We start from the raw sequence: 24,114 nt of genomic DNA, 5'->3' as shown, positions 1-24,114 counted from the left end.
TTCTAAAGCTTGTAAGGGCCCATCAGATCCGGATCGACCTCGGGCCGGGGCGCCGGCGGCGGCTCGTCGCCGCGTGCCGTGGCCTGCTTGAGCTGGTAGACGTAGGCCAGCACCTGCGCCACCGCCACGTACAGCGAGACCGGGATTTCCCGGCCCAGCGAGGTGGTCGCATACAAGGCGCGTGCCAGCGGCGGGGCCTCGACCATCGGGATGCGGTGGCCGCTGGCCACCAGGCGGATCTGCTGGGCCAGAACGTCGACGCCCTTGGCGATCACGCGCGGCGCGCCGGCGCCGCTCTCGTCGTACTTGAGCGCGACGGCGAAATGGGTCGGGTTGGTGACGATCACGTCCGCGCCGGGCAGCTCCTGCATCATCCGGCGGCGCGACATCTCGAACTGCACCTGGCGGATGCGGCCCTTGAGCTCGGGGTTGCCCTCGGTTTCCTTCGATTCGTCCTTCAGCTCCTGGCGGGTCATGCGCAGGCGCTTGGCGTGGTCGAACTTCTGGTAGAGGGCGTCGGCGCCGCCGATCAGTGCCAGCAGCGCGCCGAACAGCAACGCCGAGCGGCCCAGCAGCGACATCGCGTGCGCCACGCCCAGCGCCACGTCCGCACGGCCCAGCGCCTGCAGCTCGTCCACCGAGTGCTTGAGCAGCAGCGCCAGCGCGCCGCCGATGAAGAGCAGCTTGAGCAGCGCCTTGCCCAGTTCCACCAGGCCACGCATGGCGAAGATGCGGCCCAGTCCGGCCACCGGGTTGAGCCGGTCGAACTTCGGCTGCAGCGCCTGTCCGCTGAAACTGATGCCGCCCAGCAGCATGGGCGCGGCGAAGACCGCCAGCAGCGTGGCCACCGCCACGGGCGCGAACAGCATCAACGCCTCGCGCACCGCCAGGGTGAGCACGCGGCCCGGCAGCGCATCGGAAAACAGCGCCTCGCGGCTATAGGAAAGACCCAGCGCGTAGATCGCGCGGGCGTGGGACATCGCCCGCTCGCTGCCCGAGAGCAACGCCGCGACGCCGGCGAGCACCACCAGGGCGCCGGAGAGGTCGCGCGATCGGGGGACGTCGCCCTTTTCGCGGGCCTCCCTGAGTCGTTTTTCGGAGGGTTGTTCCGTGCGTTCCTGGTCGTCGTTCTCGGCCATGGGACGGTCAGCCCCTCAGCAGCTCGTGCATCAACGACCAGGCGCTGTCCTGCAGCGTCTCGAATGCGCCGGGGAGCGCGCGCAGGCCCATCCACAACGCGACCGAACCCAGGCACAGGGTGATCGGGAAGCCCACCGCGAACAGGTTCATCGAAGGCGCCGCGCGGCTGATCGCGGCAAAGCCGATGTTCACCACCAGCAACGCCGTGACTGCCGGGAGCGCAACGCGCACGGCGCCGGCGAACAGGTGCGTGCCGAACAGCACCACGGCATGCAGCCCCTCGGCATCGATCGCGACGGGACCGGGCGGGAGCGTGTGGAAGCTGTCGGCCAGGAGCTGGACGAGACGAAGATGCCCGTTGAGCGCCAGGAACAGCAGCGTCACCAGCACCGTGTAGAACTGGCTGAGCACCGGCGTGGTACCGCCCCCGCCGGGGTTGACCACCTCGGCGAAGCCCAGGCTCATGCCCTGCCCCACCAGCTCGCCGCCGAATGCCACCGCCTCGAACACCAGCTTCAGCACGAAGCCGACCGCGGCGCCGACCAGCACCTGGCTGGCCATCGTCGCCACGCCCGCGGCACTGAACGGGTCGACCGCCGCCGGCGCGAGCGGCGCCAGCACCAGCGTCAGCATCACCACCAACCCCACACGGATGCGCGCCGGAATCACCGACGCGCCCAGCACCGGCGCGATCAGGCACAGGCCGCCGACCCGCCCCATCGCCCACAGCAGGCCACCCAGCCACTCTTCCAGCTGGGCAAGATCCACCGTGGTGATGCCGCTGGCCATTACTTCACGGCCCCGGGCAGGCCCTCGATCAGTTGCCGGGTGAACTGCACCAGCGTGCGCAGCATCCACGGGCCGGTGATCAGCGCGACCACCGCCATCGCGATCAGCTTGGGGATGAACGAAAGGGTCATCTCGTTGATCTGCGTGGCCGCCTGGATCACGCCGATCAACAGGCCCACGGCCAGCGCGGTGAGCAGCAGCGGCGCGGCGATGAGCATGGCCACGTAGAGCGCGTGCTGGCCGAATTCGATGACGGATTCAGGGGTCATGGTTCTGGAGCTGGGAATCGGGAGGCGGGAATCGGGAATCGGGAAATCGGGAAATCGGGAAATCGGGAAATCGGGAAATCGGGAAATCGGGAAATCGGAAAGCGGAAGAGCTAGAAGCCGCCGCACGCAACTCCCTCTCCCCCGGCCACGCCGGGGGAGAGGGCTGGGGAGAGGGGGAGGCCTTTGCCCTGCGCCTCAATCCCTTCAGAAAAGCGCGCACAGGAAGGCATGTCGTTCTTCCAGGATCCGGCCGACAGGCAAACGAGCACTTCAAAAGCCAGAGCCCGAGCGAAAGGCCTCCCCCTCTCCCCAACCCTCTCCCCCGGCAGAAACCGGGGGACAGGGAGCTTGAGGGCCGAGGCGTGTCTGGCGCTCATGTGTAGAAACTTCCGGCCAGCGTCCCGATCAACAGCGTCCACCCGTCCACCAGCACGAACAGCATGATCTTGAACGGCAGCGAGATGATCATCGGCGAGACCATCATCATGCCCATCGACATGAGCACGCTGGCGACCACCAAGTCGATGATCAGGAACGGGATGAACAGCAGGAAGCCCATCTGGAACGCGGTTTTCAGCTCGCTGGTCAGGAACGCCGGCATCGCCACGCGGAAGGGCACGTCGTCCTTGCCGGCGTAGGGCTTCTCCTTGGCCAGCTGGGTGAACAGCTGCAGGTCGGCGTCGCGGGTCTGGTCGAGCATGAAGCGCTTGAACGGCGCACTGGCGGCGGGCAGCGCCTGCTCGGCGGTCATCTGGCCGTCCATGTACGGTTTGACGCCATCGCCGTAGGCCTGGTTGAACACCGGGCCCATGACGAACAGCGTGAGGAACAGCGCCAGTCCCAGCAGCACCTGGTTGGGCGGCGTCGACTGCGTGCCCAGCGCCTGGCGCAGGAAGCCCAGCACGATGATGATCCGGGTGAACGAAGTCATCATCAGCAGGATCGCCGGCAGCAGGGTCAGGACCGTCATCAGGCCCAGCAACTGCAGCGACAGCGTCCAGTTCTTCGCGCCGCCCGGCGCGTCGTGCACGGTCAGCACGGGTATGCCGCCGGGCGCCGCCGGGCTCGCCGGCATGCTCAGTGCCGGCGTGGCCGGGGCGGGCGCCGCCTGCGCGAAGGCGAACAACGGCAACAACATCAGCACCAGCACGAGCACCCAGCGCGCGCCGCGGAACGACATCACTTTCAGAACCTGCGGTTTCACGACTTGCCTTTCCAGCGCGACAGCAGTTGCGCGAAGTTGGGAGCGGCCGGCAGCGGCGCCGGCGGATGGGCGTCGGCCGGAGCCGCGCCTTCGTACACGTGCAACGTGCGCAGGCCCCCCTGCCCCACGCCGACCAGCAAGCGCTTGCCGTCGGCATCGATCAGCAGCACGCGCTCGCGTGCGCCGACCGCCATCGATTCCACGCAGCGGATGCGCCGGCCACCCGGCAGGCTGCGCGCCTGCAGGCGGCGGCTCATCCAGCCGGCCACGAAGATCAGCGCGATCACCGCGGCCAGGCTCAGCAGCACCCGCAGCAGCTCGCCGCCAACACTTACCTCGGGTGCCGCCACCACGGGCGCAAGCGCCCGCAGCCAACGATTCCCGATTCCCGATTCCCTATTCACGGCTCAACGCAACTTTCGAACGCGCTCGGCCGGGCTGACCACGTCGGTCAGGCGGATGCCGAACTTCTCGTTGATCACCACCACCTCGCCGTGGGCGACCAGGGTGCCGTTGACGAACACGTCCAGCGGCTCGCCGGCGGCGCGGTCCAGTTCCACCACCGAGCCCTGGTTGAGCTGCAGCAGGTTGCGGATGCTGATGCGGGTGCGACCGACCTCCATCGCGACCGTCACCGGCACGTCCAGGATCATGTCCAGGTTGACATCGCCACCCTCGGCGGCAAAGGCGTTCAGGGCGTCGGATTCGATGCGGTCGGCGACCGCGGCGTCATTGGCAATCATGCGCTTTTCTTCTCTGTGAACTCGCCGGACGCACGCCTCTCGCGGCGGCCGACATGGGTCTGGAACTGGATCGCGGTCTGGCCGTTGGCCTGGCCGTAGCGGCCACGGAACACCGGCACGTCCTCGGCGAAGACGGTGCAATGCTCGGGCAGCGCGACCGGGATCACGTCGCCCGGGCGCAGCCGCAGGAAATCGCCGATCGAGAGCTCGGTCTCCAGCAGCAGCGTGCTCAGCTCCACCTCGGCGTCGAGCACCTCCTCGTGCAGGTGCTCGGTGAAACGGTCGTCGCGATCGGCCAGGTCACTTTGCACGCCGGCGTCGAGCAACGTGCGGATCGGCTCGACCATCGCGTAGGGGAGCGTCAGGTGGATCTCGCCGCCACCGCCGTCGAGCTCGACGTGGAAGCGCGAGATCACCACCGTCTCCGTCGGACTGACGATGTTGGCGAACTGCGGATTGATCTCGGAGTTGAGGTACTCGAACTCCAGCGGCAGCACCGGGTTCCACGCCTCGCTCATGGCGGCGAACAGCTCGGTCAGCATGATCTGGATCACGCGGTTCTCGATCGCGCTGAAATCGCGGCCTTCGATGCGGGCGTGGAAGCGGCCGTCGCCGCCGAAGAAGTTGTCGATCACGGTGAACACCAGCCGCGGCTCGAACACCACCAGCGCGGTGCCGCGCAGCGGCTTGATCCTCACCAGGTTGAGGTTGCTCGGCACCGCCAGGCTGTGCACGTACTCGGCGAACTTGACCATCTTCACGCCCAGCACCGACACCTCGCAGCTCTTGCGCAGGACGTTGAACACGCCCAGCCGGAAGAACCGCGCGAAGCGGTCGTTGACCATCTCCAGCGTCGGCAGGCGGCCGCGCACGATGCGGTCCTGCTGGGTGAAGTCGTAGGACTGCACCGCCTCGCTCGGCGGCGGCTCGTCCTCGCCGGTGGCGACGCTGCCGCCGGTGACGCCGTCGAGCAGCGCGTCGATTTCGTCCTGGGAGAGCAGGTCGCTCATGGGCGCGGCCTCACTGCATCACGAAGCTGGTGAAGTACAGCGCGTCGACGCCGGGCTTGCCGGTCCGCGCCTCGACGATCCTGCGCACGGCTTCCAGCGCCTCGGCCTGCAGCTTCTGTTTGCCGGCGGGGTCGCTGAGGATGGAGTAGCTCTGGCGGCTGAACAGCATCACCAGCGCGTTGCGCACGACCGGGTCGATGCCCTTGACGGTGTCGAGCGTGGCCTGGTCGTGGGACATCAGGGTGACGCCGACCTGCAGGTAGCGCATGGCGTCGTCGTCGCGGAAGTTGACCACGAACGCGGGGTCCAGCGGCAGGAAGAATTCCGGCTGGGTCTTGGCCGGGACGGTCTCGCCGGCATCGTTGGTGGCGGTGGCGGCGGGCCGTTCGTTTCCGCGCGACATGAACAGGTAGGCGCACGCGCCCGACACCGCCAGCAGCGCGACCACCAGGCCGATCACCAGCGGCGAGCGCTTCTTCTTCGTCGACGCCACCACTTCCTGTTCCGTACTTGCCATGCCTCAACCTCGGTTGTCGTTTTCTGGTGGGCGCTTGGGGCGCCGGCTTGCAGGGGCCTTGTTGCAATCCGCGTGCCACGGCGGCAAGTGTTGGCCCTGCTTGGTTTGCGGCAGGCGTGGCGCTTTCTTGACGCGTGCCGGGGAACGGGCGCGTCGGGGTCACGACGGGTGTCCGGAAGCCGGCGTGGCGTGGAGCGTTTCGACTTCGGCCTGCGGCCGACGCTCAGCGCGAATGGTGGATCGGGGCCGCGTGTGGCTGAGCCCCTCTCCCGCCGGGAGAGGGGTTGGGATGAGGGTCCGCTAGCGCGGGGACAGCCGGCTCCGCCCGTACCCTCACCCGCCTGTCGGCACCCTCTCCCGGAGGGAGAGGGGTTCGAACGGGTAGCTTGAGGGAGGGCGTTTCGACTTCGGCGCTGCGCGCCTGCGCTCAGCGCGAACGGGTGGGAGAGGTGCGGGGATTGAGCCGTCTCACGGAGGGGCGGCTCAGGAGTGAAGCCCGGGCAGGAAATCCCGTTTACCCTGAGCGTAAGCCGCAGGCCGGAGTCGAAGGGCCATCCCTCAGGCAAACGTATCGAGCATCCCGAGTGCCGCCACCGGCGTATGGGCCATCACAGCCGGCTCGGCCTCGACCTCGCCGATCGCCCCGGGCTCGCCAGTGCGCCCACCCTCGCCCTGCTGCTGGCGCTGCCCCACGTCCGCCTGGCCCAGCGCCAGGCCATGCTGCGCCAGCAGGGCATCGAGCTGCGGCAGGGTCTGCTGCACGACGTGCACGGCCGACGGATGCTGCACGGCGAAGCTCACGTCGACGCGGTCGTGATTCATGCTGACCTTCACGTCGACCGCTCCCAGGTCCTCCGGATGCAGCCGGATGCGCGCCTGCTTGACGTCCTGCTGGCCCAGCCAGACCACCTGCTGGCCGAGCTCCTGCGCGAACGCGGGCGTGCCGGCGGGACTGGCGACACTGAGGGCGTGCGCCGGGGCGATGGTCGTGGCGGCCCCGGGGGCCGGCATCGGGTTGGCGGACAGGCTGCCCAGCTGCGCAAGGTCGATCGGCGCGTCCTTCTGCTCGGCCGGCCTGGCGATCATCGGCCCCAGCGCGCGGGCGTCGACGGCGATCGCGGGCCTGGCCGCCGCCACAGTGGCGGCCGTGTTGGCGAGCAACACCATCGCGGCCGGTGTCCCGGCGCCAGTGCCGGCGACCACGGACTTGTTCGCCGCATGGGCCACCATGCCGGCCGCGGCCAGCGGCTTGGCCGGTGCGGCCTGGCCGATCAGCGCGAGCATGGCCGCGGCCAGCGCGGCGGCATCCGCGTCGCCCTCGTCCTTCGCGGATGCTTCGGTCGGCGCGGGCGGGCTGGCTTCGGTTTTCGCGGGATCCCTGGCAGCCGGTGCCGCGTGCTTGCCATCGTCCTGCGCCGGCGTGTCCTGCGCCTGCCCGTGTCGCTGGCGGGCGGCATCCAGGTGGCGGTCGAAGCGGCCTTCGTCCGCGCCCGAAGCGGGCTCGGCGGCGGGCCGCGCCGGCGGCGGGGTCGGCTGGACGGGGTTCACGGCGGCGGTGGTCGCGCTCACGGGCACTTCCTCTCAAGGCTTCAGACAGCGTGCGTCGCCAGCAGCCAGCAAGCTTCGCGCCAAGGTCTAACGCGACGGGCGGCGATACTGCATGCGCTCGTCGATATCGTTCTGATCGCGGCGCTCCTCGGCCTTGCGGTCCTGCTCGCGGTAGCGGTCGATCACGTTGTCCAGCGCGGCCTCGCGGGCGTGCGCGTCGCGCCAATGGCCGCGCGCCTGGTCGAGCAGCCGGCGCAGGCGTTCGATCTCGGCCGCCTGCTGCTCGATCGCGCGGTCGATGCGGGCGACGAATTGCTGGCGGTTCATCAGCGCGGTGGCCGTCAAACCACCGACGCCAGCCGGATTGGCATACTCCTGCCGGTAACCGCGCAACTCCATGAGCTGGCGCTCGGCCTTGGCCATCCGCTGCTGCTGCTCGGCGAGCTTGAGCACGGCGTCCTCGCTGCGCTCCCTGGCCTGGTCGGCGGCCGGCTGCAGGCGGTCGGCGCGCTTGCTCACTGCGTGGCCTCGGCGGCGAGGGCATTCAGCGCGGCGATGCCGTCGGTTAGGTTCATCGGTTCGTCCACTTCCTGCTGCAGGAACGCGCGCAGGCGCGGCCACATCACGATGGCCTGGTCGACCTGCGGGTCCGAGCCCTTCTGGTAGGCGCCCACCGCGATCAGGTCGCGCTGCTGGCGGTAGGCCGAATAGACCTGGCGGAAGCGCTGGGCGGCGCGCTGGTGTTCGCGCGCGGTGACCGCCGGCATCACGCGGCTGATCGAGGCCTCGATGTCGATGGCCGGGTAGTGGCCGGCTTCGGCCAGGTCGCGCGAGAGCACGATGTGGCCGTCCAGGATCGCGCGCGCGGCGTCGGCGATCGGATCGTGGCGGTAGTCGTCGCCCTCGGTCAGCACGGTATAGAACGCGGTGATCGAGCCGCGCCCTTCGGCGTCGTTGCCGGCGCGCTCGACCAGCGCGGGCAGCATGGCGAACACGGACGGCGGGTAGCCCTTGGTGGCCGGCGGCTCGCCGATCGCCAGCGCGATCTCGCGCTGGGCCTGGGCGTACCGGGTGAGCGAATCCATCAGCAGCAGTACGCGCTGGCCGCGGTCGCGGAACCATTCGGCGATGGCGGTGGCGTACTGCGCACCGCGCAGGCGCTTGAGCGGCGGCGCGTCGGCCGGGGCGGCGACGATCACCGCGCGGCGACGGCCTTCCACGCCCAGCGTGTGCTCGACGAACTCCTTCACTTCGCGGCCGCGTTCGCCGATCAGGCCCACCACCACCACGTCGGCGTCGGTGTACCGGGTCATCATGCCGAGCAGCGTGGACTTGCCCACGCCGGAACCGGCGAACAGGCCCAGGCGTTGCCCGCGGCCAACGGTGAGCAGCGCGTTGATCGCGCGCACGCCGGTGTCCAGCGGGGTGTCGATGGGTTTGCGCGCCATCGGGTTGATCGGTTCGGCCTTGAGCGCGGCGTGTTCGCCGGTTTCCAGCGGCCCTTGGCCATCGAGCGGCACGCCGTCGGCGCCGATCACGCGGCCGAGCAGGCCGGCGCCGACCGGCAACCCGCCGGCGCTGGCGAGCGGGCGCACGCGGGCGTTCGGCAACACGCCGTGCATCTCGCCCACGGGCATCAGCAGCAGGCGCTCGTCGGCGAACCCGACGACCTCGGTGTCGAGCTGGCTGCCGTCGGCGGTATCGACCAGGCAGCGCGCGCCGAGCGCGGCTTCGCAACCTTCCGCTTCCAGCGTGAGGCCGACCACGCGCCGCAGCCGGCCTTCGACGGTCAGCGTGTGGGCGGCCTGCGCGCGCAGGCGGCGGCGGGCCAGTTGCTCGGTCCAGTGGTTCATGCCGCCCGCCCTTCGCAGGAGCCCGCTTGTGGGCGATGCCCTTCGCTGGCCTGGGCCAGGAGCATCGCCCACAAGTGGGCTCCTGCGAAATGCAGCCGCCGGCCGGCCGCGCGAAGCGGACTCATCTCCGGGGCTCATCGCCGAGCACGGCGTCGATCATGACGGCCAGGCGCGTTTCGACACGCGCATCCAGCCGGGAGCGCTCGTTCTCGAGCAGGCAATCGCCGCGGTCGAGCGCCGGATCGGCAACGAGCTGCCAGTTCGGCTCGGCTGCATCCAGCTCACGCATCAGTGCCAGATCGTCCGGGTGCAGGCGCACGCGCAGTTCGCGGGTGGCGGCAGGCAGCGCGGCAGCGGCCTGGCGCACGGCCTGCATGATCAGTTCGGGGTGGGTGGCCAGTTCCTGCGCGATCACCCGGCGGGCGACCAGCATCGCCAGTTGCGCCAGCTCCTGCTCTACCGCGGCATCGAGCGAGGCGAGCGGCCGCGCGGCCTGTTCACAGATCGACTCCAGCCGCGCCACGCGCTCGCGCCCCTGCGCGCGCGCTTCGGCCAGGCCCTGGGCCAGGCCGGCAGCATGGCCTTCCTGACGCGCCTGGCGCTCGAGCGCCTCCAGGTCGCTGACGGTCGGGTGGTTCGCCGGCTCGGCGGGCGCCGGTGCCGGCGCGCCACCGACCTGCGGCGGCTCCCAGCGCTGGTAGCCGGCCACCGCGTCGCGGTTGAGGACGGCACTCATCAGACCAGGTCATCCGAGCTGCCGAGGGTGATCTGGCCGGCATCGGCCAGGCGGCGCGCGATGCCGAGGATTTCCTTCTGCGCCGCGTCCACTTCGGACACGCGCACGGGGCCGGCCACTTCCAGGTCGTCGCGCAGCATGTCGGCGGCGCGCTTGGACATGTTGGCGAACATCTTTTCGCGGATCGACGGCTCGGCGCCCTTGAGCGCCACGATCAGGCGCGGCGAGGGCACTTCGCGCAACAGCGCCTGCATCGATCGGTCATCGAGCTCCACCAGGTCGTCGAAGACGAACATCAGGTCTTCGATCTTGCTGCCCAGGCCCGGATCGTGGCTGCGGATGGAGGCCATCAGCTCGGCCTCGCGACTGGTCTCCATCGCGTTGAGGATGTTGGCCGCGGCCTTGAGCCCGCCGACGCTGGCGGACTTCAGCTTGTTGGTGTTGCCGGAGAACTGGCGCTCCATGATCTCGTCCAGCTCATTGAGCGCGTGCGGCTGCACGCCGTCGAGCGTGGCGATGCGCATGATCGCGTCCGAGCGCGTGCGCGCCGGCAGGTAGCCGAGCACTTCGGCCGCCTGGTCGTGTTCGAGGTGGGCCAGCACCAGCGCGATGATCTGCGGGTGCTCCTGGCCGACCATCTCGGCGATGGCGCGGCCCTCCATCCACTTGAGCGACTCCAGTCCCTTGCTGGAGCGGCCCAGCAGGATGCGGTCGATCAGGCTGCCGGCCTTGCTCTCGCCCAGCGCGTTGGTGAGGATCTTGCGGATGTAGTCCTCGGTGCCGACGCCGAGCGCGGTCTGCTGGCCCATGTCGTCATGCAGGCGGGTGAGCACCTTGTCGACCTGCTCGCGCGAGACCGAGGTGAGGCTGGCCATGGCCTGGCCGACCGCCTGCACGTCGCGCGCGGACAGGTGCTTGAGCACTTCGGCGGCGTCCTGCTCGCCCAGGGTGAGCAGCAGGATCGCGGCGCGCTGGGCGCCGTTGATTTGGGGTTCCTGTTTCATCGACGCTCAGCCGCCATCCTCGCCGACCCAGTTCCTGACCACTTGCGCCACCTGCTTGGGGTTGTCGCTGACCATGCGCCGCGCCAGGCCCACTTTCTGTTCATAGCCGATCACCTGCGGGCCCGACAGCCGGTCCGCCTCGTCATCGTCATCGGCAATCCGCACGGAAACCGTAGGCATGGCACCGGCCACCGCCAGTTGCTGTTGCGGCGCGCCGCGCAACAGCCCCTTGAGCAGGGGGCGCAGCAGGCCGAAGGCGACGATCAGCGCGATCAGCACGCCCAGGCCCTGCTTGATCAGGTCCAGCGCGCCGGGGCGCTGCCACAGCGGCATCTGCTCGGGCGCGTCGGCGGCGGGTGCCGTGCGGAAGGCCTGGTTGATCACGCTGACGCTGTCGCCGCGCGCCTGGTCGAAGCCGACCGCGTTCCTGGCCAGCTGGGTGAGGTGGTCCAGCTCCTGCGGGGTGAACGGCACGCTGGTGTCGCCCTTGGGTCCGCTGACGGTCTTGTTGTCGACCACCACCGCCACGCTCAGGCGCGCCAGCCGGCCGGCCGGATCGCTGGTGTGGCTGATGGTGCGGCCCAGTTCGTAGTTGCGGGTGGCGCTGGAGGAGCTGTCTCCGGTGCCGGTCTGCGCGGTTGCGGTCGCTGGCGCCGCGGCAGCCTTGCCACCGGCGTCCGGGTTGGCGGCCCTGGGCTGCGCGGCCATCACCGGGGGCTGGTTGCTGAGCGCGCCGGGCACGCCGCCGTCGGCGGCACTGCCGTCGGCGCGACGCTCGCTGCTGGTCTGCTCGCTGCGCAGCGCCGGATGCTCGTGGTCGAAGGTCTCGCTGGCCTTTTCGGTGGCGCTGAAGTCCAGGTCCACCGAGACCTGCGCGTGGACCTTGCCCGGGCCGACCAGCGGGGTGAGCAGTTCCTCGATGCGCTGCGCGTAGCTGTTCTCCATCCGGGTGGCCAGGCGCAGGCGGCTGTCGCCCACGGCCGCTGCGCTGTCCGGGTCGCTGCCGGTGAGCAACTGGCCCTGCTGGTCGATCACCGATACCTGTCTGGCATCCAGATCCGGCACCGAGGCGGCGACCAGGTGCACGATCGCCGCCACCTGGCTGGCGTCGAGCTGGCGGCCGGGATAGAGCGTGACCAGCACCGAGGCGCTGCCTTCGCGGCTGTCGCGGATGAACGCCGAGGGCTTGGCCATCGCCAGGTGCACGCGCGCCGCGCGCACGCCCTGCAGGCTGCCGATGGTGTTGCCCAGGTCGTTCTCGAGCATTTGCTGGTAGCGCGTGCGCTCGGCCAGGTCACTCATGCCGAAGGGCGAATCGGCCTGCGGCATCGTGTTGGTGGCCGTGCCCTGGGGCAGCCCCTGCCCGGCCAGGCGCAGGCGCACCGCGGCGAGGTCCGAGGCCGGCACCATGATCGAGCTGCCGTCGTTGCCGAGCTGGTAGGGCGTGTTGGTCGACTGCAGCGCCTGCGTGATCGCGGCGGCGTCCTGCTGGCCCAGGCCGGCATAGAGCAGGCCCCAGTTGGGCCCGCGCGACCAAAGCACCACCGCCACGCCGAGCGCGACGGCCGCGGCCATGCCGACCAGCAGCAGCAACTGGCGCGAGGCGGGGCTGCGCGCGAGCTGCTTGAGGTCGAAGCGGTTGGCGGGGCTGTCGCCGGTGGTGGCGATGGCGTTGTCGGCCATGGGAACGAATCATCCGTAAAGCGGGAGAGGGAGCGTCAGGCGGCCGGTGCTCACACCGGCATGTTCATGATTTCCTTGTAGGCATCGACCAGCTTGTTGCGCACCTCGGTCATCGTGCGCAGCGAAAGGTCGGCCTTCTGGATCGCCACCATGGTGCGGCCCAGGTCCGCGCCCGGATCGCCACGCTCGAACGCCGCCGCCATCTGTCCCGCCTGCTGCTGGCTCTGCCCCACGCTGCCGATCGATTCCTTCAGCAATGCGCCGAAGTCCGCCTTCGCCGCCGGCGCCGCCTTCAGTGCGGTTTCCGCCGGGCGCACCTGGCTGGAGAGCTGGCGCATCTGGGCGAGCAGGTTGTTGACGTCGATCGTGCTCATGTCGGGTTTCCGGCGCGTGGCGGGTTCTCAGGGATGGGGTTGCATGAGGTGTGCCAGTGGGGCGCTGGACCCACATGCAGGCGATGTTCTTCCAGTGGGTCACACGGCGTTCCAGCTCGCCGCGGACCCGTAGGAGCCCACTTGTGGGCGATGCTTTGCCACGCGTGAGCGAAGAGCATCGCCCACAAGTGGGCTCCTACACGGGATGTGCGCGTCGATCAGGCCGCCAGGCTGTTCTGCAGGCCGTACTTGCGCAGCTTCTCCACCAGCGTGGTGCGCTGCATGTGCAGCAGCTTGGCCGCGTGGGCGACCACGCCACCGGTGATGTCCAGCGCCTGGCGGATCAGCCCGACTTCGATGTCGGCCAGGTGATCCTTGAGGTCCAGGCCACCCTCGGGCAGCACGGTCGCATCCGGCGCCGCGGCGGCGGCCACGGGTGCGATCATCGGCGCGCCTTCCATCAACGCAAGCAGCGAGCTGCCCTGCACTTCCTCGACGGCCTGGCGGCCGCGGTACTTCTCCGGCAGGTCGCTGGCGCGGATCTCACCGTGGGGATAGAGGATCGCCAGGCGTTCGACCAGGTTGCACAGCTCGCGCACGTTGCCCGGCCAGGCGTACTGGTGCAGCGCGTTCACCGCGCCGGCGGAGAAACGCACGCTGCCCAGGCCGCGGCGGGCCAGGCGCTGGTTGAACTCGCCGATCAGCACCGGCAGGTCGTCCAGGTGCTCGCGCAACGCGGGCATCTCCAGCGGGAACACCGACAGGCGGTAGAACAGGTCCTCGCGGAACTTGCCCTCGGCTATCGCCTGCTCCAGGTTGCGGTGGGTGGCGGCGATGATGCGAACGTCGCAGCGCTGGGTCTTGTTGCCGCCGACGCGCTCGTACATGCGCTCCTGCAGCACGCGCAGCAGCTTGACCTGCATGGTCAGGCTCATGTCGCCGATCTCGTCGAGGAACAGCGTGCCGCCCTCGGCCATCTCGAAGCGGCCCTTGCGGGTGCTGATCGCGCCGGTGAAGGCGCCCTTCTCGTGACCGAAGAGCTCGCTTTCGAGCAGTTCGGCGGGAATCGCGCCGCAGTTGATCGCCACGAACGGCTTGTCACGGCGCGGCGAGCACTCGTGGATGGTGCGCGCGACCATTTCCTTGCCGGTACCGGACTCGCCCAGCACCAGCACGGACGAGTCGAACGGGGCAACCTGACGGATCAGCGCGTTGACGCGGCGCATCGGCGCGGACTCGCCGACGAAGCGCAGCTCGCCGCGGCGGCCGCCGAGCAGGCGCGCATACAGGCTGCGCATCACCTCGGCCAGCTGCTCGTAGCGCAGCGGGAACTCGACCATGCCGATGCGGGCGGCGAACGGCGAGCTGGCGGCGCACAGGCGCGAGGCCCAGGCCGAGTCGCTGGCCAGCAGCACCGGCACGTGGCTGGCGGCATCGCCCAGCAGCGCGAACTGGCGCTCGGCTGCGGCAGCGTCCTCGACCGTACCGACGTAGACGGCGCGCCAGGCGTGGGTCGACTCCTCCACCGCGGTGCAGTCCTCGCCCCGCTGCGGGTGGTAACCGAGAAAGTGCAGCGCCGACAGAATGGACTCGGCGCGCGCCTCGTTCGACTCGATCACCAGGAAATCGACCTTGCTCATTTGTTATGTCTCCGCTTGACGCTTGAACGACGAACCGCCGACTGTCCTGCAGTGTTCGTACTTGGGACCGCCGGCTTTCCGGCACCGGTCACGCGAGGGAGGGAGCAAGAAGAAGGCCAGCGCCGGCCACCGTCGGGCCTGTCCGCGGACGGGCGACTGGCCCTAATGCGTCACATGTGAAGACATTGTGGAAAAGACGTTATGCGGGAACCGCTCAACGGTGACGGTTTGCCGGCGCCAGGCGGTCGACACCGAGTGACCCTGCGTGACACAGGCCGCCATGCCGACGTCAAACGGACGACGCACGGCCTTGCGAAAGTGTGAAGCGCTTCACGCTCGATACGTGTACGGGTTCACGCCGCCCCGACGGGGAATCATGAAGCGGCCAGACGCGCACCTGCCACTTTGCGTCGATGATGACGAAACACGAACCGCTCGAGTGACGCAGCCACGCCCTCCCCCAGTGCCTGGAAGGTGACGAAGGTGCTGCCGTCGTCGAGCCGGCGCTCGACGTGGGCGGGCAACTCCAGCGGTACGCCGGGGCAGGCGTCGAAGTGGAGGCGCAGCAACATGGCGTCGCCGGCGGGAACCAGCGCTGCGGGAAGTACGGCGCCGATCGCGTTGAAGCGCAACGGCTGGCGGCGCGGCAGCGTGTCGACGGGCATCGCCACGCGGTTGATCAGGTCGATCAGTGCATTGAGCTTGGCATCCAGCCTCGCCAGTTCCTGCATGACCGGATTGTCGTCGTCGACGTTTTCCGCGCGGCGCTCTTCCAGCGCCGCGACCGAGGCGAGCGCGGCGGTATTGCGTTCAGCCAGGCGCTGGGCGAAGCCTTCCGGGAGCGGCCAGGCAAGCGGCTGGCTGTCCGCGTGCCATTGGTCCTCGCAGGCAAGGCGCTGCTCGAACTCGTCCCAGGCGCTGGCGGTCATGTCGTTTCTCCGGCGGAGGCTTTCATCGGGAGGGAGTATGCAAGCGGCGGGCCGGCTCTCATGAAATGCCCCGCCCGCAAGGCGACGTTCGCCCCTCGCCCCTCAGGGGAGAGGGAGCAAGGCGTGAAATGCGGCCTCTCTTTGGAAGTGAGAGCAGTGGCGCCTTGTGTCAAATCGATTGGAGAGGCAAGGGAGCGCTGAACTCCCTCTCCCCTCCGGGGAGAGGGTTGGGGTGAGGGGCCGGGGCTCGCGCGAAGCTCCAGACGGACCTACCTGTCTTCGTCCCGACAACGAGATTGGGCATGGCTCGCACGTAGCTTCCCGCAAGCCTTGGCCCCTCACCCCGGCCCTCTCCCCGCAGGGGCGAGGGAGCAAGGCGTGAAATGCGGCCTCTCTTTGGAAGTAAGAGCAGTGGCGCCTTGTGTCAAATCGATTGGAGAGCCGAGAGAGCGCTGAACCCCCTCTCACGCCGGGGAGAGGGAGCAAGGCATTCAGCCGCCGTAGGCGGCGATCGCGCGGGCGCGGTCCTGCCCGGCCTGCCACTGCTCGCCGGCCTGGTCGCGTGCCTGGGCGACCAGCGCGTTCAGCTCGCGATCCAGCGCCAGCAGTTCGCCCAGCTGGCGCACGCTGTCCTCATCCTTCGCCACCGGGCGCAGGACCAGCGGGTGGCGCTCGGCTTCCAGCGCGACCAGTTGCTCCCAGTCGCCCTCGCGTGCGGCCTCGAGCATGGCGCGGGTCAGTGTCATCGCCACGGCGAGCGGCAGCGGGTCGTTCACGCCGCGGCGCCGGCGGGGCGGCGCGCCTCGATCGGCACCTGCACCCAGCTGTTGCGGACCTTCTGCAGCAACGTACTCACTTCGTCGAGTGCGGCCACGTCGTTGCGCAGGTTGGCGTGCAGCAGGCGCCGGCTCATGTAGTCGTAGAGCTGGTCCAACTGGCCGACGAGCGGCGTGTCGACCTCGTGGTTGAGCGCATCGCGCAGGCCGCCGATGATCTCGATGCAGCGGCCGATGAGTTCGCCCTTGGGGCCGATCTCGGCGCGCTGCATGTGGCCGCGCGCGGTGATCAGGCGCTCCAGCGCGCCGTCCATCAGCAGCGTGATCAGGCCGTGCGGGTCGGCCGACTCCACGCCGCCGTGCGAGCGGATCTGCTGATAAGCGCCGGCGCCATATCCGAATGCCATGATGGGTTTCCTCGCTTACTTGTTCTTTGCCGCCGCGGTGAGCGCGTCGAATTGCTGGGTGAGGTAGCTGCTGGTGCTGTTGAGCCTGGTCATCAGCGTATCCAGCGCGGTGAACTGGGCCTGGTAGCGGGCGGTGAGATCGGCCATGCGGCTGTCGAGCGCGGTTTGTTGCGCGGACAGGTCCTTCAGCTGCTTGGCCAGGCTGTCGGTGCGGCTGGCGATGACGCCGGCGCTGCCGACCCATTGGTCGAGCTGGGAATTGAGCTTGGTGGCGAGGCCGTCGTCGCCGTCGAACAACGCAGCGGCCTGCTTGCCACCATCGACCAGGGACTTGGAGAGCTTGTCGCTGTCCAGCTTCAGCTTGCCGTCGACCTGCAGCGAGATGCCCAGGTCCGCCAGCGAGCCGCCGTTGGCGATGCCGCCGACCAGGCGCGAGAGCGTGCTGTTGATGCTGTTGGCGGTGGCGTCGCCCATCATCGCGCCGGCGGTTTCGGTGGTGGCGTCGTACTTGGTGAGCGCCTGGTAGATGCCCACGAAGCTGTTGTACGTGTTGACCAGGTTGGTCAGCGCGCTGGTCGCCTTGGAGCCATCATTGGCGGCGGTGAGCGTGCTGGTGCCTTCCTTGACCAGGTTCAGGCTGATGCCGTCGATCGCGCCGGCAACCGTGTTGCCGGCGCTATGGCCGGGCAGGCCGTCGATGGTGTATTCGGAATCCTGCGCGGCGGTGATCACGTTTAGCGCGTTGCCGCTGGAGGCGGCTGCATCGTAATTGAGCGCGGCCAGACCGCCGTCCCCACCGCTGCTGGAGACCACGAAGCCATTGGCCGCGCCGGTGCGCGTGCCGCTGAGCACCAGGTGCGCACCGTCCGTGCCGGTGACGATGGTGGCGGAGACGCCCGGGTTGTCCTTGGACTTGTTGATCGCGTCGCGGATGCCCGCCAGCGTGTTGTTGCTGCTGTCGATGGTCAGGCTCATCGACTGGTCGCCCACCGCCAGCGTGAGCGTGCCGGTGCCGACTACCGTATCGGACTTGGCGAAGGCGCCCGAAGAGGCCTTCAGCGAGGTGGCCAGCTTGGTCACCTCGATCTTGTAGCTGCCGCCGACCGGCGTGCCGGCGCTGGTGGCGCCGAGTACGTCGGTGTCGCTGCTGGTCAACGAGCGGGCGCTGAAGGCGCTGCCATCGCTCAAGGGGACCATCGCCGACTGCAGCGCGGAGAGCGCGCTGCTGATCTGGCCCAGCCCGGACAGCAGGGTATTGGCCTGCGCCGCCTGGTTGGTGATCTGGTTCTGCTGGGGCGCCTTCTTGGCGTTCACCAGCGTGGTCACCAGCTTGTCGACGTCGATGCCGGAACCGACGCCCATGGAAGTCAGCAAGCCCGTCGTCGGTGCGGTGGTGCCTACGGTGATCGCCATGGATATCGGTTCCCTGGAATGAGCGGAACGGCCGCGTCGCCGCGGCCGTTCCGAGTTTCAACGGTTACTGCAGGAGCTTGAGCACGCTCTGCGTGGTCGAGTTGGCCTGGGCCAACACCGAGACACCGGCCTGCTGCAGGATGTTCGCGCTGGACATGTTGGCCGTCTCAGCCGCGAAGTCCGCATCCTGGATCTGGCTGCGCGAGGCAGACAGGTTCTGCGAGATGGTCTGCAGGTTGGCGATGGTCGAGGTGAAGCGGTTCTGCACCGCACCCAGGTCGCTGCGCATGGAGCTGATGGTGCTCAGCGCCGAGTCGATGCGGCTGATGGTGTCGTTGGCACCGGACACGGTCTTGACGTTTGTGCTGGCCAGGTCGCCGCCAACGGCGTTCGTAGCGCTGAAACCGAGGGTACCGGTACCCTTGGTGCCGCCTACCGTGAGCGCTTCCTGCGAAGCCAGGTGCAGGACACCGGTGGTTGCGTCGGCGTAGGCCGAAACACCGGCAATGCCCTTGGCGTTGATCGCGGCTGCCAGCGAAGCGGCATCGTTGAACGTACCTTCGATGCCCACCGCCGCACCCGAACCGGCCTGCAGCGTGAAGTCGCCCGAACCCAGGGTCAGCGGGGTCGCGTCACCGACAGCCACACCGGTGACACCGGCGGTGGAGGCGGCACCCTGCGTCGCTGTGCCACTGAATGCACTGAGCGTCATGGCATTGGTGGTGGCCGTGTTTTGGGTGATCGTCAGGCCGGTGGTGCCGTTCGCGGTGACCGTGTACTTGCCGGCAGTGGCGCCGCTGTCCAGCTGAGAGTTCACCGAAGCCGCCATGGCGGCCATGTCGGCGGAGCCAGCGGCCACGTTGACTGCGACGCCATCAAACGTGAAGCCCGCAGCCAGCGTGGCATCGGCGATAGCAACGTTGGCGACACCGGTAACGGCCGTCGTCGCCGAAGTGGCCGTGAACACACCCGTCGTGCTGGTGGCCGAAGCAATCTGACCCACCTGCGATGCACCGGCGCCCTGGCTCAGGTTCACCGAAATGGTCTCGCCGACGTTGGCACCGATCTGGAACGCGGCCGAACCGAAGCTACCGTCCAGCACGTGGCGGCCGTTGAAGGTAGTCTGCTGCGAGATACGGGTGATCTCGGCCAGGCGCTGCTGCACCTCGGCGTCCAACGCCGCACGGTCGGAATCGGAGTTGGTGGCGTTCGCCGACTGCACCGCCAGGGTGCGGATGCGCTGCATGTTGTTGGTCACCTCGTTCAGCGCCGACTCGGTCGTCTGCGCCAGGGAGATGCCGTCGTTGGCGTTGCTGACGGCCTGGTTCAGGCCGTTGATCTGGGTGGTGAAGCGGGTCGAGATGGCGAGGCCGGCGGCATCGTCCTTCGCGCTGTTGATCTTCATGCCCGAGGACAGGCGCTCGATCGCGGTGGAGAGCTTGCTCTGCGACTTCGCCAGGTTGTTCTGGGCGTTCAGCGAGCTGATGTTGGTGTTGACGCTCATGACCATGGGAATTTCTCCGAATAGGGTCTTCAGTGCCGGTGGCCGGCGGTGGTAGCCAGCGGGGATTCCGTTGGGAACACCGCCGCCTCAGGACCTTTTTCGACGTCGATCATGGAAACTTGAGTGGGTCAACTGCTTTTTTCGATATTTCGTTGAAGCAACCATGGAACTGCCAGGACGTTTTGTAGGAGCCCACTTGTGGGCGATGCCCTGGCGTCGGCCATCAAGCCAGCAGCATCGCCCACGAGTGGGCTCCTACAAGAGCACGCACGCTGCTATTTGAGGTAATTGAACAGCGACAGGTTCTGCAGCTTGCCGAAAGCCAGCTGCGCGGCCTGCAACGAGGAGCTCTGCAGACTCAGCTTGCTGACCGCGTCGTAGTAGTCCAGGTCCTGCACGTCCGAGAGCGCAGTCTTGTACTGCAGTTTCAGGTCGTCGTTCAGCGCGGCCTGCTGTGACAGCGCATTCATGCGCGCACCGACGCCGGCGCGCGCCTGGATCACCGAGCCGACCGACTGATCCAGGTTGGCGAGCTCGCCGTTGAGCGCGTTCTGCATGTCCGGGCCGCCGCCGTTGGTGCGGGTGAACTCGGCGACGATCGCGTCCAGGGTGGCGAACACGCTCTGCGTCGACGAAGGCGCGACGCTGAAACTGTCGCCCGCCACGGGCGTGCCGTCGAAGGCCATCTGTACGCCACGGAACGCAACGCTGCCGCCCTTCTGCGGGTCATAGGTGCCGCTGCCGACCAGCGCACCGCCGCCGTCGCGCACCTCGTACGCGTCCGGCCCGGTGAAGCTGACCTGGTAGCTGCCGCCGTCCCATGCGCTGGCATCGACCACGCTGGTGGCGCCGGCGACTGCACTGCCGGCATTGGCGGCGGTGGCGCCCACGGCAAAGGTGCCGTTGCCGGTCGGCACGTTCATGAAGATGGTGCTGCCCGGGTCGCCGGTGGCCACCTGCAGACCGGGGCCGGCCGCGACCATGCGCTGGCCCTCGTCGCCGGCGTAGCTCACGCCGCCGGCCTGCGACGCGAACGGCTCGGCACCGGTGCGGTTGCCGGCGAACAGGTAGTCGCCCTGGGAATCCTTGCTGTTGGCGATGCCCAGCAACTGTCCGCGCAACTGCACCAGCTCGGCGGCGATGTCGCCGCGCGACTCGTCGGTCTGCGTGGCGTTCATGCCCTGCAAGGTCAGCGTGCGGATGCGGTCGAGCACCTTGCTCACCGAGGACAGGGTCTGGTCTTCCAGGCCCAGTCGCGCGTTGGCCGAGGTGATGTTGCGCTGGTATTGCGCGGTGTCGGCGCCCAGGTGGGTCAGCTCGACCGCGCGCGCGGCGCCGACCGGATCGTCGGAGGGTTGGTTGATGCGCTTGCCGGTGCCCATCTGAGTCTGGATGCCGGACAGGTCGCCCTGCCGGTCCATCATGGTGTTGACCGACTGCTGCTGCATCCAGTTGGTGGAGACGCGCATGGCTTCGATCCCTTACTTGAACGCGCCGAGCAGCGCGTTGAACACGGTGTTGGCGGCGGTGATGATCTGCGCGGACGCCTGGTAGGCCTGCTGGTAGCGCACCAGGTTGGCGGCCTCCTCGTCCATGTTGACGCCGCTGACGCTCTGCTGGGCCGCCATCGCCTGGTTGTAAACGGAGCCCTGCGTCTTGGCCGCGTCGTCGGCCAGTGCGCCGGCGCTGCCGACCTGACCGACCAGCTGGCCGTAGGCGCGGCCGACGCTGGTGGCGCCACCGTCGAGCACGCCCAGGTCGGCTACCGCGCCGAGCTTGAGCGCGTTGGCGTTGTCGCCGCGGGCGTTGGCGTTGGGCTTGATGGCGAAGCTGTCGCCATTGGCCGGGGCGCCGTCGAGGGTCACGCTCCAGCCGTTGTGCACGATCGGGGTGCCGGCGGTGAAGGCCTGCGCCGGTCCGCCGTCGATGCTGTACGTGGTCGGCGAGGAAAACACGATGTCCGCGGGGGTGAACAGGTTCGGATCGGAGCCGTCGGCGACGGTGAGCGCCCCCACGCCGGCGGTGCCGCTGTTGGTGCCGGCCGCGCTGCCGAGCAACGGTACGGCGGCGGCGATCCGGTTCGGGTCGGTGATCGCGACAGTCATGCTGCCGGCCGCGTTGCGGGTGGGCTGGATGCGGAAGCTGTCGCCCGCGTTGGCCGCGCCGCCACCGAGGGTCAAGTCCAGGCCCGCGGCCTTGAACGGATCGCCCGCCGTACCGGTGCCGGTCATCACCACCGCGGCGCCGCTGCCGTCCTTCAGGCTCCAGGCAGTGCCATCGTAGGACAGCGTGTAGTCCTGGCTGCCCAGCGCACCGAGGTCGTCGATGCCGGCCGAGAGCGTGGCGCTGCCGGCGTTGCCGCTGGCCGCCTGCACCACCGGACCGGTCACGCTGAAGAACTCGCCGCCGAGCTGGCCGTTGAGGTCCACGCCCTGCGCGTGCTGGGCGTTGAACGCGTCGGCCAGCGCCAGCGCGGCGCGGCCAAGCTGGTTCTGCGCCGGATCGAGCACGTTGCTGCGGAAGTCCAGCAGCGCGCCCAGCGTGCCGCCGCCGATGCGCCCGCTCAGTACGGCGCCGGTGCCCTTGTCGACGATCTCCAGCCGGGTTGCATCGTAGGTGTTGGGGGCCGTGCCCAGTTCGAAAGACTGCGTACCGCTGACCAGCGCCTGGCCGTTGCCGACGAACACGCCCAGCGTGCCGTCGTTCTGCGTGGCCACGGAGATGCCGACCTCGCCCGACAGCTTCCTGATCAGCGCGTCGCGCTGGTCGAGCAGATCGGCGGGCTGGGCGCCGGTGGAGGCGCGGATGCGTTCGTTGAGCTTGGCGATCGCCGCGCTGTCGGAATTGATCGAGGCGACGGTGTCGGTGAGCTGGCGCTGCACCTGGCCGTCGAGGCTGCCGAACTGGCCCGACAGCGCGCGGAAGGTGCTCGCCAGTGCGCCGGAGCGGGCCAGCAGGACCTCGCGCGCGGAGGCGTCGGCCGGCGCATTGGCGAGGTCCTGCACGGCGCCGAAGAAGGTGTCCAGCGACGCCTGCAGGTTGCTGCTGCCGGAAAGCTGGTTGTTGAGCTGGTCGGTCAGCCCCTGGTACGCGTCGGCGCGCCCCTTGGAGGAGGACGCCGACCACAGCGCGGTGTTGAGGTACTGGCTGTAGGCACGCTGCACCGCCTGGGTATCCACGCCGGTGCCCACATAGTAGCGCCCTTCCGCCTGCGGCGCCCGGGCGGCGAAGCTCACCTGCTGCCGGCTGTAGCCGTCGGTGTTGGCGTTGGAGACGTTGTGGCCGGTGGTGCTCAGGCCCACCTGGGCGGCGAGCAGGCCGGAGACGCCGGTGGAAAGCAGGTCAGCCATGGGGTTTCCTTGGAGAGAAGCCGCTGTTTCGCTCCCTCTCCCCCGGCCCCGCCGGGGAGAGGGAGCGGGTATCGGCGAGGGCATGCGTCATGCCCCCTGTGACGGCAACTTGACGCATCACTTGAACGAACCGGCGTCCAGCGCCGCCAGCGCCTCGCGCATCTGCGGGCTGTTGGCGATGGCGGTGAGCTTGGCCGCGTAGGCCGGGTCGGTGGCGTAGCCGCCACGGCTCAGGGCATGGGCGAAGCCGGCGATGTTCTCGCCTTTTCCCAGCGCCTGCGCGTAGCGGGGATTGTCGGCGATCAGGCGCGCGTAGTCGGCGAAGGCCTCGGACGGGTCGCCATAGGCGCGGAAGTTGTCGCGCTTGCGCACCGCCACGCCCCCTTCGTACTCCAGCGTCGGCACGCTGACCTTGTCGCCGTCCCAGCTGCCGCCGGCCTTGATGCCGAACAGGTTGAAGCTGCTGGAGCCGTCGTGCCGGTGCGGCAGATGCTTGCCCCAGCCGGTCTCCAGCGCGGCCTGCGCCAGCAGCGCGCGCACCGAGACGCCGAGCTTGTCGGCGGCGGCCTGTGCGTGCGGCGCCATGGCGCGCACGAAACCGGCCGGGTCGCCCGGGATGAATTTGCTGACTACGTTGACCGCGCCCTGCGCCAGCTCGCCGAGCGTCGCGCGCCAGCCCTGGGCGGGGTCGGCATCGGCGGTCAGCGGCAACAGGCCTTCGCCCTGCCCATCCGCACCCTCGCCCAGGTGCAGCAGCGCGCGCGCACCGGCCTCGGCGCCCGCCGCGAGCGGGCCGAACAGGCTGGCGGCCGCGCCGCCCGGCAGCGCGCCAGCGGCGACGCTGGCCAGCAGCGCCTTGTTGTCGGTGGCCGGCGCCACCCTGGGCTCGGCGTCCTTGCCGCCAAGCTGGCGCACCAGCAGGCGGGCGATCCCCAGGCCGTTGTTGCCCTGCGAGAGCGAGAGCGAGAGCTGCTGGTCGAACAGGTCGCGGTACGCCTTGCCCTGCTGGCTGTCGCCGACGTCGTTGTCGCCGAAGCTGGCGTTCGCCTCGCGCATCGACTTGAGCATCATCTGGGTGAAGATCGCCTCGAACTGCCTGGCCACCTTCGGCAGCGCCGCCTTGTCGTCACCCTTGGCCTGCGCGCGCAACTGGTTGAACCCGGACAGGTCGGTCCAGGTGTCGAGTGCTGGCAGGGAGGCGTTGGCGGGTGTCATGTTTCCGTCG

At 69.1% G+C, this 24,114-nt stretch carries 24 protein-coding genes; all 24 read right to left on the bottom strand.

The genetic code is table 11. The annotated features are described in order from the left end of the window. Window positions 1–2: 2 nt before the first annotated feature. The gene (gene flhB / locus LQ771_RS02755; protein WP_231350880.1) at window positions 3–1,139 is read right to left on the bottom strand and encodes a flagellar biosynthesis protein FlhB; all 1,137 of its coding nucleotides are present in this window, start codon (window positions 1,137–1,139) and stop codon (window positions 3–5) included. Window positions 1,140–1,146: 7 nt separating this feature from the next. Beyond that, on the bottom strand, window positions 1,147–1,929 hold the full coding sequence (gene fliR / locus LQ771_RS02750; RefSeq protein ID WP_231350879.1) for a flagellar biosynthetic protein FliR: 783 nt from the start codon (window positions 1,927–1,929) through the stop codon (window positions 1,147–1,149). Continuing rightward, window positions 1,929–2,198 (bottom strand): flagellar biosynthesis protein FliQ, encoded by a 270-nt coding sequence (gene fliQ, locus LQ771_RS02745; protein WP_231350878.1) that lies wholly within the window; start codon window positions 2,196–2,198, stop codon window positions 1,929–1,931. Before fliQ ends, fliR begins: the two co-directional genes overlap by 1 nt. 373 nt (window positions 2,199–2,571) lie before the next feature. Then, window positions 2,572–3,378 carry a flagellar type III secretion system pore protein FliP gene (gene fliP / locus LQ771_RS02740; protein WP_231351836.1) on the bottom strand — a complete coding sequence of 269 codons (807 nt, stop codon included), beginning with the start codon at window positions 3,376–3,378 and terminating at the stop codon, window positions 2,572–2,574. 20 nt (window positions 3,379–3,398) lie between these two features. Further along, window positions 3,399–3,755, bottom strand: a complete 357-nt coding sequence (gene fliO / locus LQ771_RS02735; protein ID WP_231350877.1) for a flagellar biosynthetic protein FliO — start codon at window positions 3,753–3,755, stop codon at window positions 3,399–3,401. A 54-nt stretch (window positions 3,756–3,809) separates the two neighbouring features. Beyond that, window positions 3,810–4,145, bottom strand: coding sequence for a flagellar motor switch protein FliN (gene fliN, locus LQ771_RS02730; RefSeq protein WP_231350876.1), 336 nt, complete (start codon window positions 4,143–4,145; stop codon window positions 3,810–3,812). After that, the gene (gene fliM, locus LQ771_RS02725; RefSeq protein ID WP_231350875.1) at window positions 4,142–5,155 is read right to left on the bottom strand and encodes a flagellar motor switch protein FliM; all 1,014 of its coding nucleotides are present in this window, start codon (window positions 5,153–5,155) and stop codon (window positions 4,142–4,144) included. Before fliM ends, fliN begins: the two co-directional genes overlap by 4 nt. A gap of 10 nt (window positions 5,156–5,165) precedes the next feature. Next, window positions 5,166–5,672: a flagellar basal body-associated FliL family protein gene (locus tag LQ771_RS02720; protein ID WP_231350874.1), complete on the bottom strand. Its 507-nt coding sequence runs from the start codon at window positions 5,670–5,672 to the stop codon at window positions 5,166–5,168. Window positions 5,673–6,230: 558 nt separating this feature from the next. Then, window positions 6,231–7,241 (bottom strand): flagellar hook-length control protein FliK, encoded by a 1,011-nt coding sequence (locus LQ771_RS02715; protein ID WP_231350873.1) that lies wholly within the window; start codon window positions 7,239–7,241, stop codon window positions 6,231–6,233. Between the two features lie 66 nt (window positions 7,242–7,307). After that, on the bottom strand, window positions 7,308–7,739 hold the full coding sequence (fliJ, locus tag LQ771_RS02710; RefSeq protein ID WP_231350872.1) for a flagellar export protein FliJ: 432 nt from the start codon (window positions 7,737–7,739) through the stop codon (window positions 7,308–7,310). Further along, window positions 7,736–9,073: a flagellar protein export ATPase FliI gene (fliI, locus tag LQ771_RS02705; RefSeq protein ID WP_231350871.1), complete on the bottom strand. Its 1,338-nt coding sequence runs from the start codon at window positions 9,071–9,073 to the stop codon at window positions 7,736–7,738. Before fliI ends, fliJ begins: the two co-directional genes overlap by 4 nt. A gap of 121 nt (window positions 9,074–9,194) precedes the next feature. Next, window positions 9,195–9,809 (bottom strand): FliH/SctL family protein, encoded by a 615-nt coding sequence (locus LQ771_RS02700; protein WP_231350870.1) that lies wholly within the window; start codon window positions 9,807–9,809, stop codon window positions 9,195–9,197. After that, entirely contained in the window at window positions 9,809–10,813 is a 1,005-nt protein-coding gene (gene fliG, locus LQ771_RS02695; protein ID WP_255674238.1) for a flagellar motor switch protein FliG, read from the bottom strand. The genes LQ771_RS02700 and fliG overlap by 1 nt, the downstream gene beginning before the upstream one ends. 6 nt (window positions 10,814–10,819) lie before the next feature. Then, window positions 10,820–12,496, bottom strand: coding sequence for a flagellar basal-body MS-ring/collar protein FliF (gene fliF, locus LQ771_RS02690; RefSeq protein WP_231350869.1), 1,677 nt, complete (start codon window positions 12,494–12,496; stop codon window positions 10,820–10,822). 50 nt (window positions 12,497–12,546) lie between these two features. Next, entirely contained in the window at window positions 12,547–12,870 is a 324-nt protein-coding gene (gene fliE / locus LQ771_RS02685; protein WP_231350868.1) for a flagellar hook-basal body complex protein FliE, read from the bottom strand. 218 nt (window positions 12,871–13,088) lie between these two features. Further along, a complete protein-coding gene (locus tag LQ771_RS02680; protein WP_231350867.1) occupies window positions 13,089–14,510 on the bottom strand; it encodes a sigma-54 dependent transcriptional regulator in 1,422 nt (473 codons plus the stop codon). 374 nt (window positions 14,511–14,884) lie between these two features. Next, window positions 14,885–15,439: a PilZ domain-containing protein gene (locus LQ771_RS02675; RefSeq protein ID WP_231350866.1), complete on the bottom strand. Its 555-nt coding sequence runs from the start codon at window positions 15,437–15,439 to the stop codon at window positions 14,885–14,887. Between the two features lie 491 nt (window positions 15,440–15,930). After that, a complete protein-coding gene (locus tag LQ771_RS02670) occupies window positions 15,931–16,215 on the bottom strand; it encodes a flagellar protein FliT (protein ID WP_231350865.1) in 285 nt (94 codons plus the stop codon). Beyond that, window positions 16,212–16,622, bottom strand: a complete 411-nt coding sequence (fliS, locus tag LQ771_RS02665) for a flagellar export chaperone FliS (RefSeq protein ID WP_231350864.1) — start codon at window positions 16,620–16,622, stop codon at window positions 16,212–16,214. The genes LQ771_RS02670 and fliS overlap by 4 nt, the downstream gene beginning before the upstream one ends. Window positions 16,623–16,637: 15 nt before the next feature. After that, window positions 16,638–18,035, bottom strand: coding sequence for a flagellar filament capping protein FliD (gene fliD, locus LQ771_RS02660; protein ID WP_231350863.1), 1,398 nt, complete (start codon window positions 18,033–18,035; stop codon window positions 16,638–16,640). A 64-nt stretch (window positions 18,036–18,099) separates the two neighbouring features. After that, window positions 18,100–19,539: a flagellin N-terminal helical domain-containing protein gene (locus tag LQ771_RS02655; RefSeq protein WP_231350862.1), complete on the bottom strand. Its 1,440-nt coding sequence runs from the start codon at window positions 19,537–19,539 to the stop codon at window positions 18,100–18,102. Between the two features lie 275 nt (window positions 19,540–19,814). After that, window positions 19,815–21,008 (bottom strand): flagellar hook-associated protein FlgL, encoded by a 1,194-nt coding sequence (gene flgL / locus LQ771_RS02650; protein ID WP_231350861.1) that lies wholly within the window; start codon window positions 21,006–21,008, stop codon window positions 19,815–19,817. Between the two features lie 12 nt (window positions 21,009–21,020). Beyond that, window positions 21,021–22,889, bottom strand: a complete 1,869-nt coding sequence (gene flgK / locus LQ771_RS02645; protein ID WP_231350860.1) for a flagellar hook-associated protein FlgK — start codon at window positions 22,887–22,889, stop codon at window positions 21,021–21,023. 117 nt (window positions 22,890–23,006) lie between these two features. Further along, window positions 23,007–24,104, bottom strand: coding sequence for a flagellar assembly peptidoglycan hydrolase FlgJ (gene flgJ, locus LQ771_RS02640; protein ID WP_231350859.1), 1,098 nt, complete (start codon window positions 24,102–24,104; stop codon window positions 23,007–23,009). Window positions 24,105–24,114: the final 10 nt, after the last annotated feature.

The sequence above is a fragment of the Frateuria soli genome (assembly GCF_021117385.1).
Taxonomy (GTDB): Bacteria; Pseudomonadota; Gammaproteobacteria; order Xanthomonadales; family Rhodanobacteraceae; genus Frateuria_A; species Frateuria_A soli.
The sequence above is the reverse complement of the archived record's forward strand: the minus strand, read 5'-3'. Positions and strand labels throughout refer to the sequence as shown.

Coding starts and splice junctions, on each gene's coding strand:
- flhB (WP_231350880.1), bottom strand. CDS start 1,139: ATGGCCGAGAACGACGACCAGGAACGCACGGAACAACCCTCCGAAAAA.
- flgL (WP_231350861.1), bottom strand. CDS start 21,008: ATGCGCGTCTCCACCAACTGGATGCAGCAGCAGTCGGTCAACACCATG.
- fliR (WP_231350879.1), bottom strand. CDS start 1,929: ATGGCCAGCGGCATCACCACGGTGGATCTTGCCCAGCTGGAAGAGTGG.
- fliN (WP_231350876.1), bottom strand. CDS start 4,145: ATGATTGCCAATGACGCCGCGGTCGCCGACCGCATCGAATCCGACGCC.
- fliS (WP_231350864.1), bottom strand. CDS start 16,622: ATGGCATTCGGATATGGCGCCGGCGCTTATCAGCAGATCCGCTCGCAC.
- LQ771_RS02720 (WP_231350874.1), bottom strand. CDS start 5,672: ATGGCAAGTACGGAACAGGAAGTGGTGGCGTCGACGAAGAAGAAGCGC.
- fliF (WP_231350869.1), bottom strand. CDS start 12,496: ATGGCCGACAACGCCATCGCCACCACCGGCGACAGCCCCGCCAACCGC.
- fliE (WP_231350868.1), bottom strand. CDS start 12,870: ATGAGCACGATCGACGTCAACAACCTGCTCGCCCAGATGCGCCAGCTC.
- LQ771_RS02675 (WP_231350866.1), bottom strand. CDS start 15,439: ATGACCGCCAGCGCCTGGGACGAGTTCGAGCAGCGCCTTGCCTGCGAG.
- LQ771_RS02680 (WP_231350867.1), bottom strand. CDS start 14,510: ATGAGCAAGGTCGATTTCCTGGTGATCGAGTCGAACGAGGCGCGCGCC.
- flgJ (WP_231350859.1), bottom strand. CDS start 24,104: ATGACACCCGCCAACGCCTCCCTGCCAGCACTCGACACCTGGACCGAC.
- fliP (WP_231351836.1), bottom strand. CDS start 3,378: ATGTCGTTCCGCGGCGCGCGCTGGGTGCTCGTGCTGGTGCTGATGTTG.
- fliQ (WP_231350878.1), bottom strand. CDS start 2,198: ATGACCCCTGAATCCGTCATCGAATTCGGCCAGCACGCGCTCTACGTG.
- fliI (WP_231350871.1), bottom strand. CDS start 9,073: ATGAACCACTGGACCGAGCAACTGGCCCGCCGCCGCCTGCGCGCGCAG.
- fliD (WP_231350863.1), bottom strand. CDS start 18,035: ATGGCGATCACCGTAGGCACCACCGCACCGACGACGGGCTTGCTGACT.
- LQ771_RS02700 (WP_231350870.1), bottom strand. CDS start 9,809: ATGAGTGCCGTCCTCAACCGCGACGCGGTGGCCGGCTACCAGCGCTGG.
- flgK (WP_231350860.1), bottom strand. CDS start 22,889: ATGGCTGACCTGCTTTCCACCGGCGTCTCCGGCCTGCTCGCCGCCCAG.
- fliM (WP_231350875.1), bottom strand. CDS start 5,155: ATGAGCGACCTGCTCTCCCAGGACGAAATCGACGCGCTGCTCGACGGC.
- LQ771_RS02655 (WP_231350862.1), bottom strand. CDS start 19,539: ATGAGCGTCAACACCAACATCAGCTCGCTGAACGCCCAGAACAACCTG.
- fliG (WP_255674238.1), bottom strand. CDS start 10,813: ATGAAACAGGAACCCCAAATCAACGGCGCCCAGCGCGCCGCGATCCTG.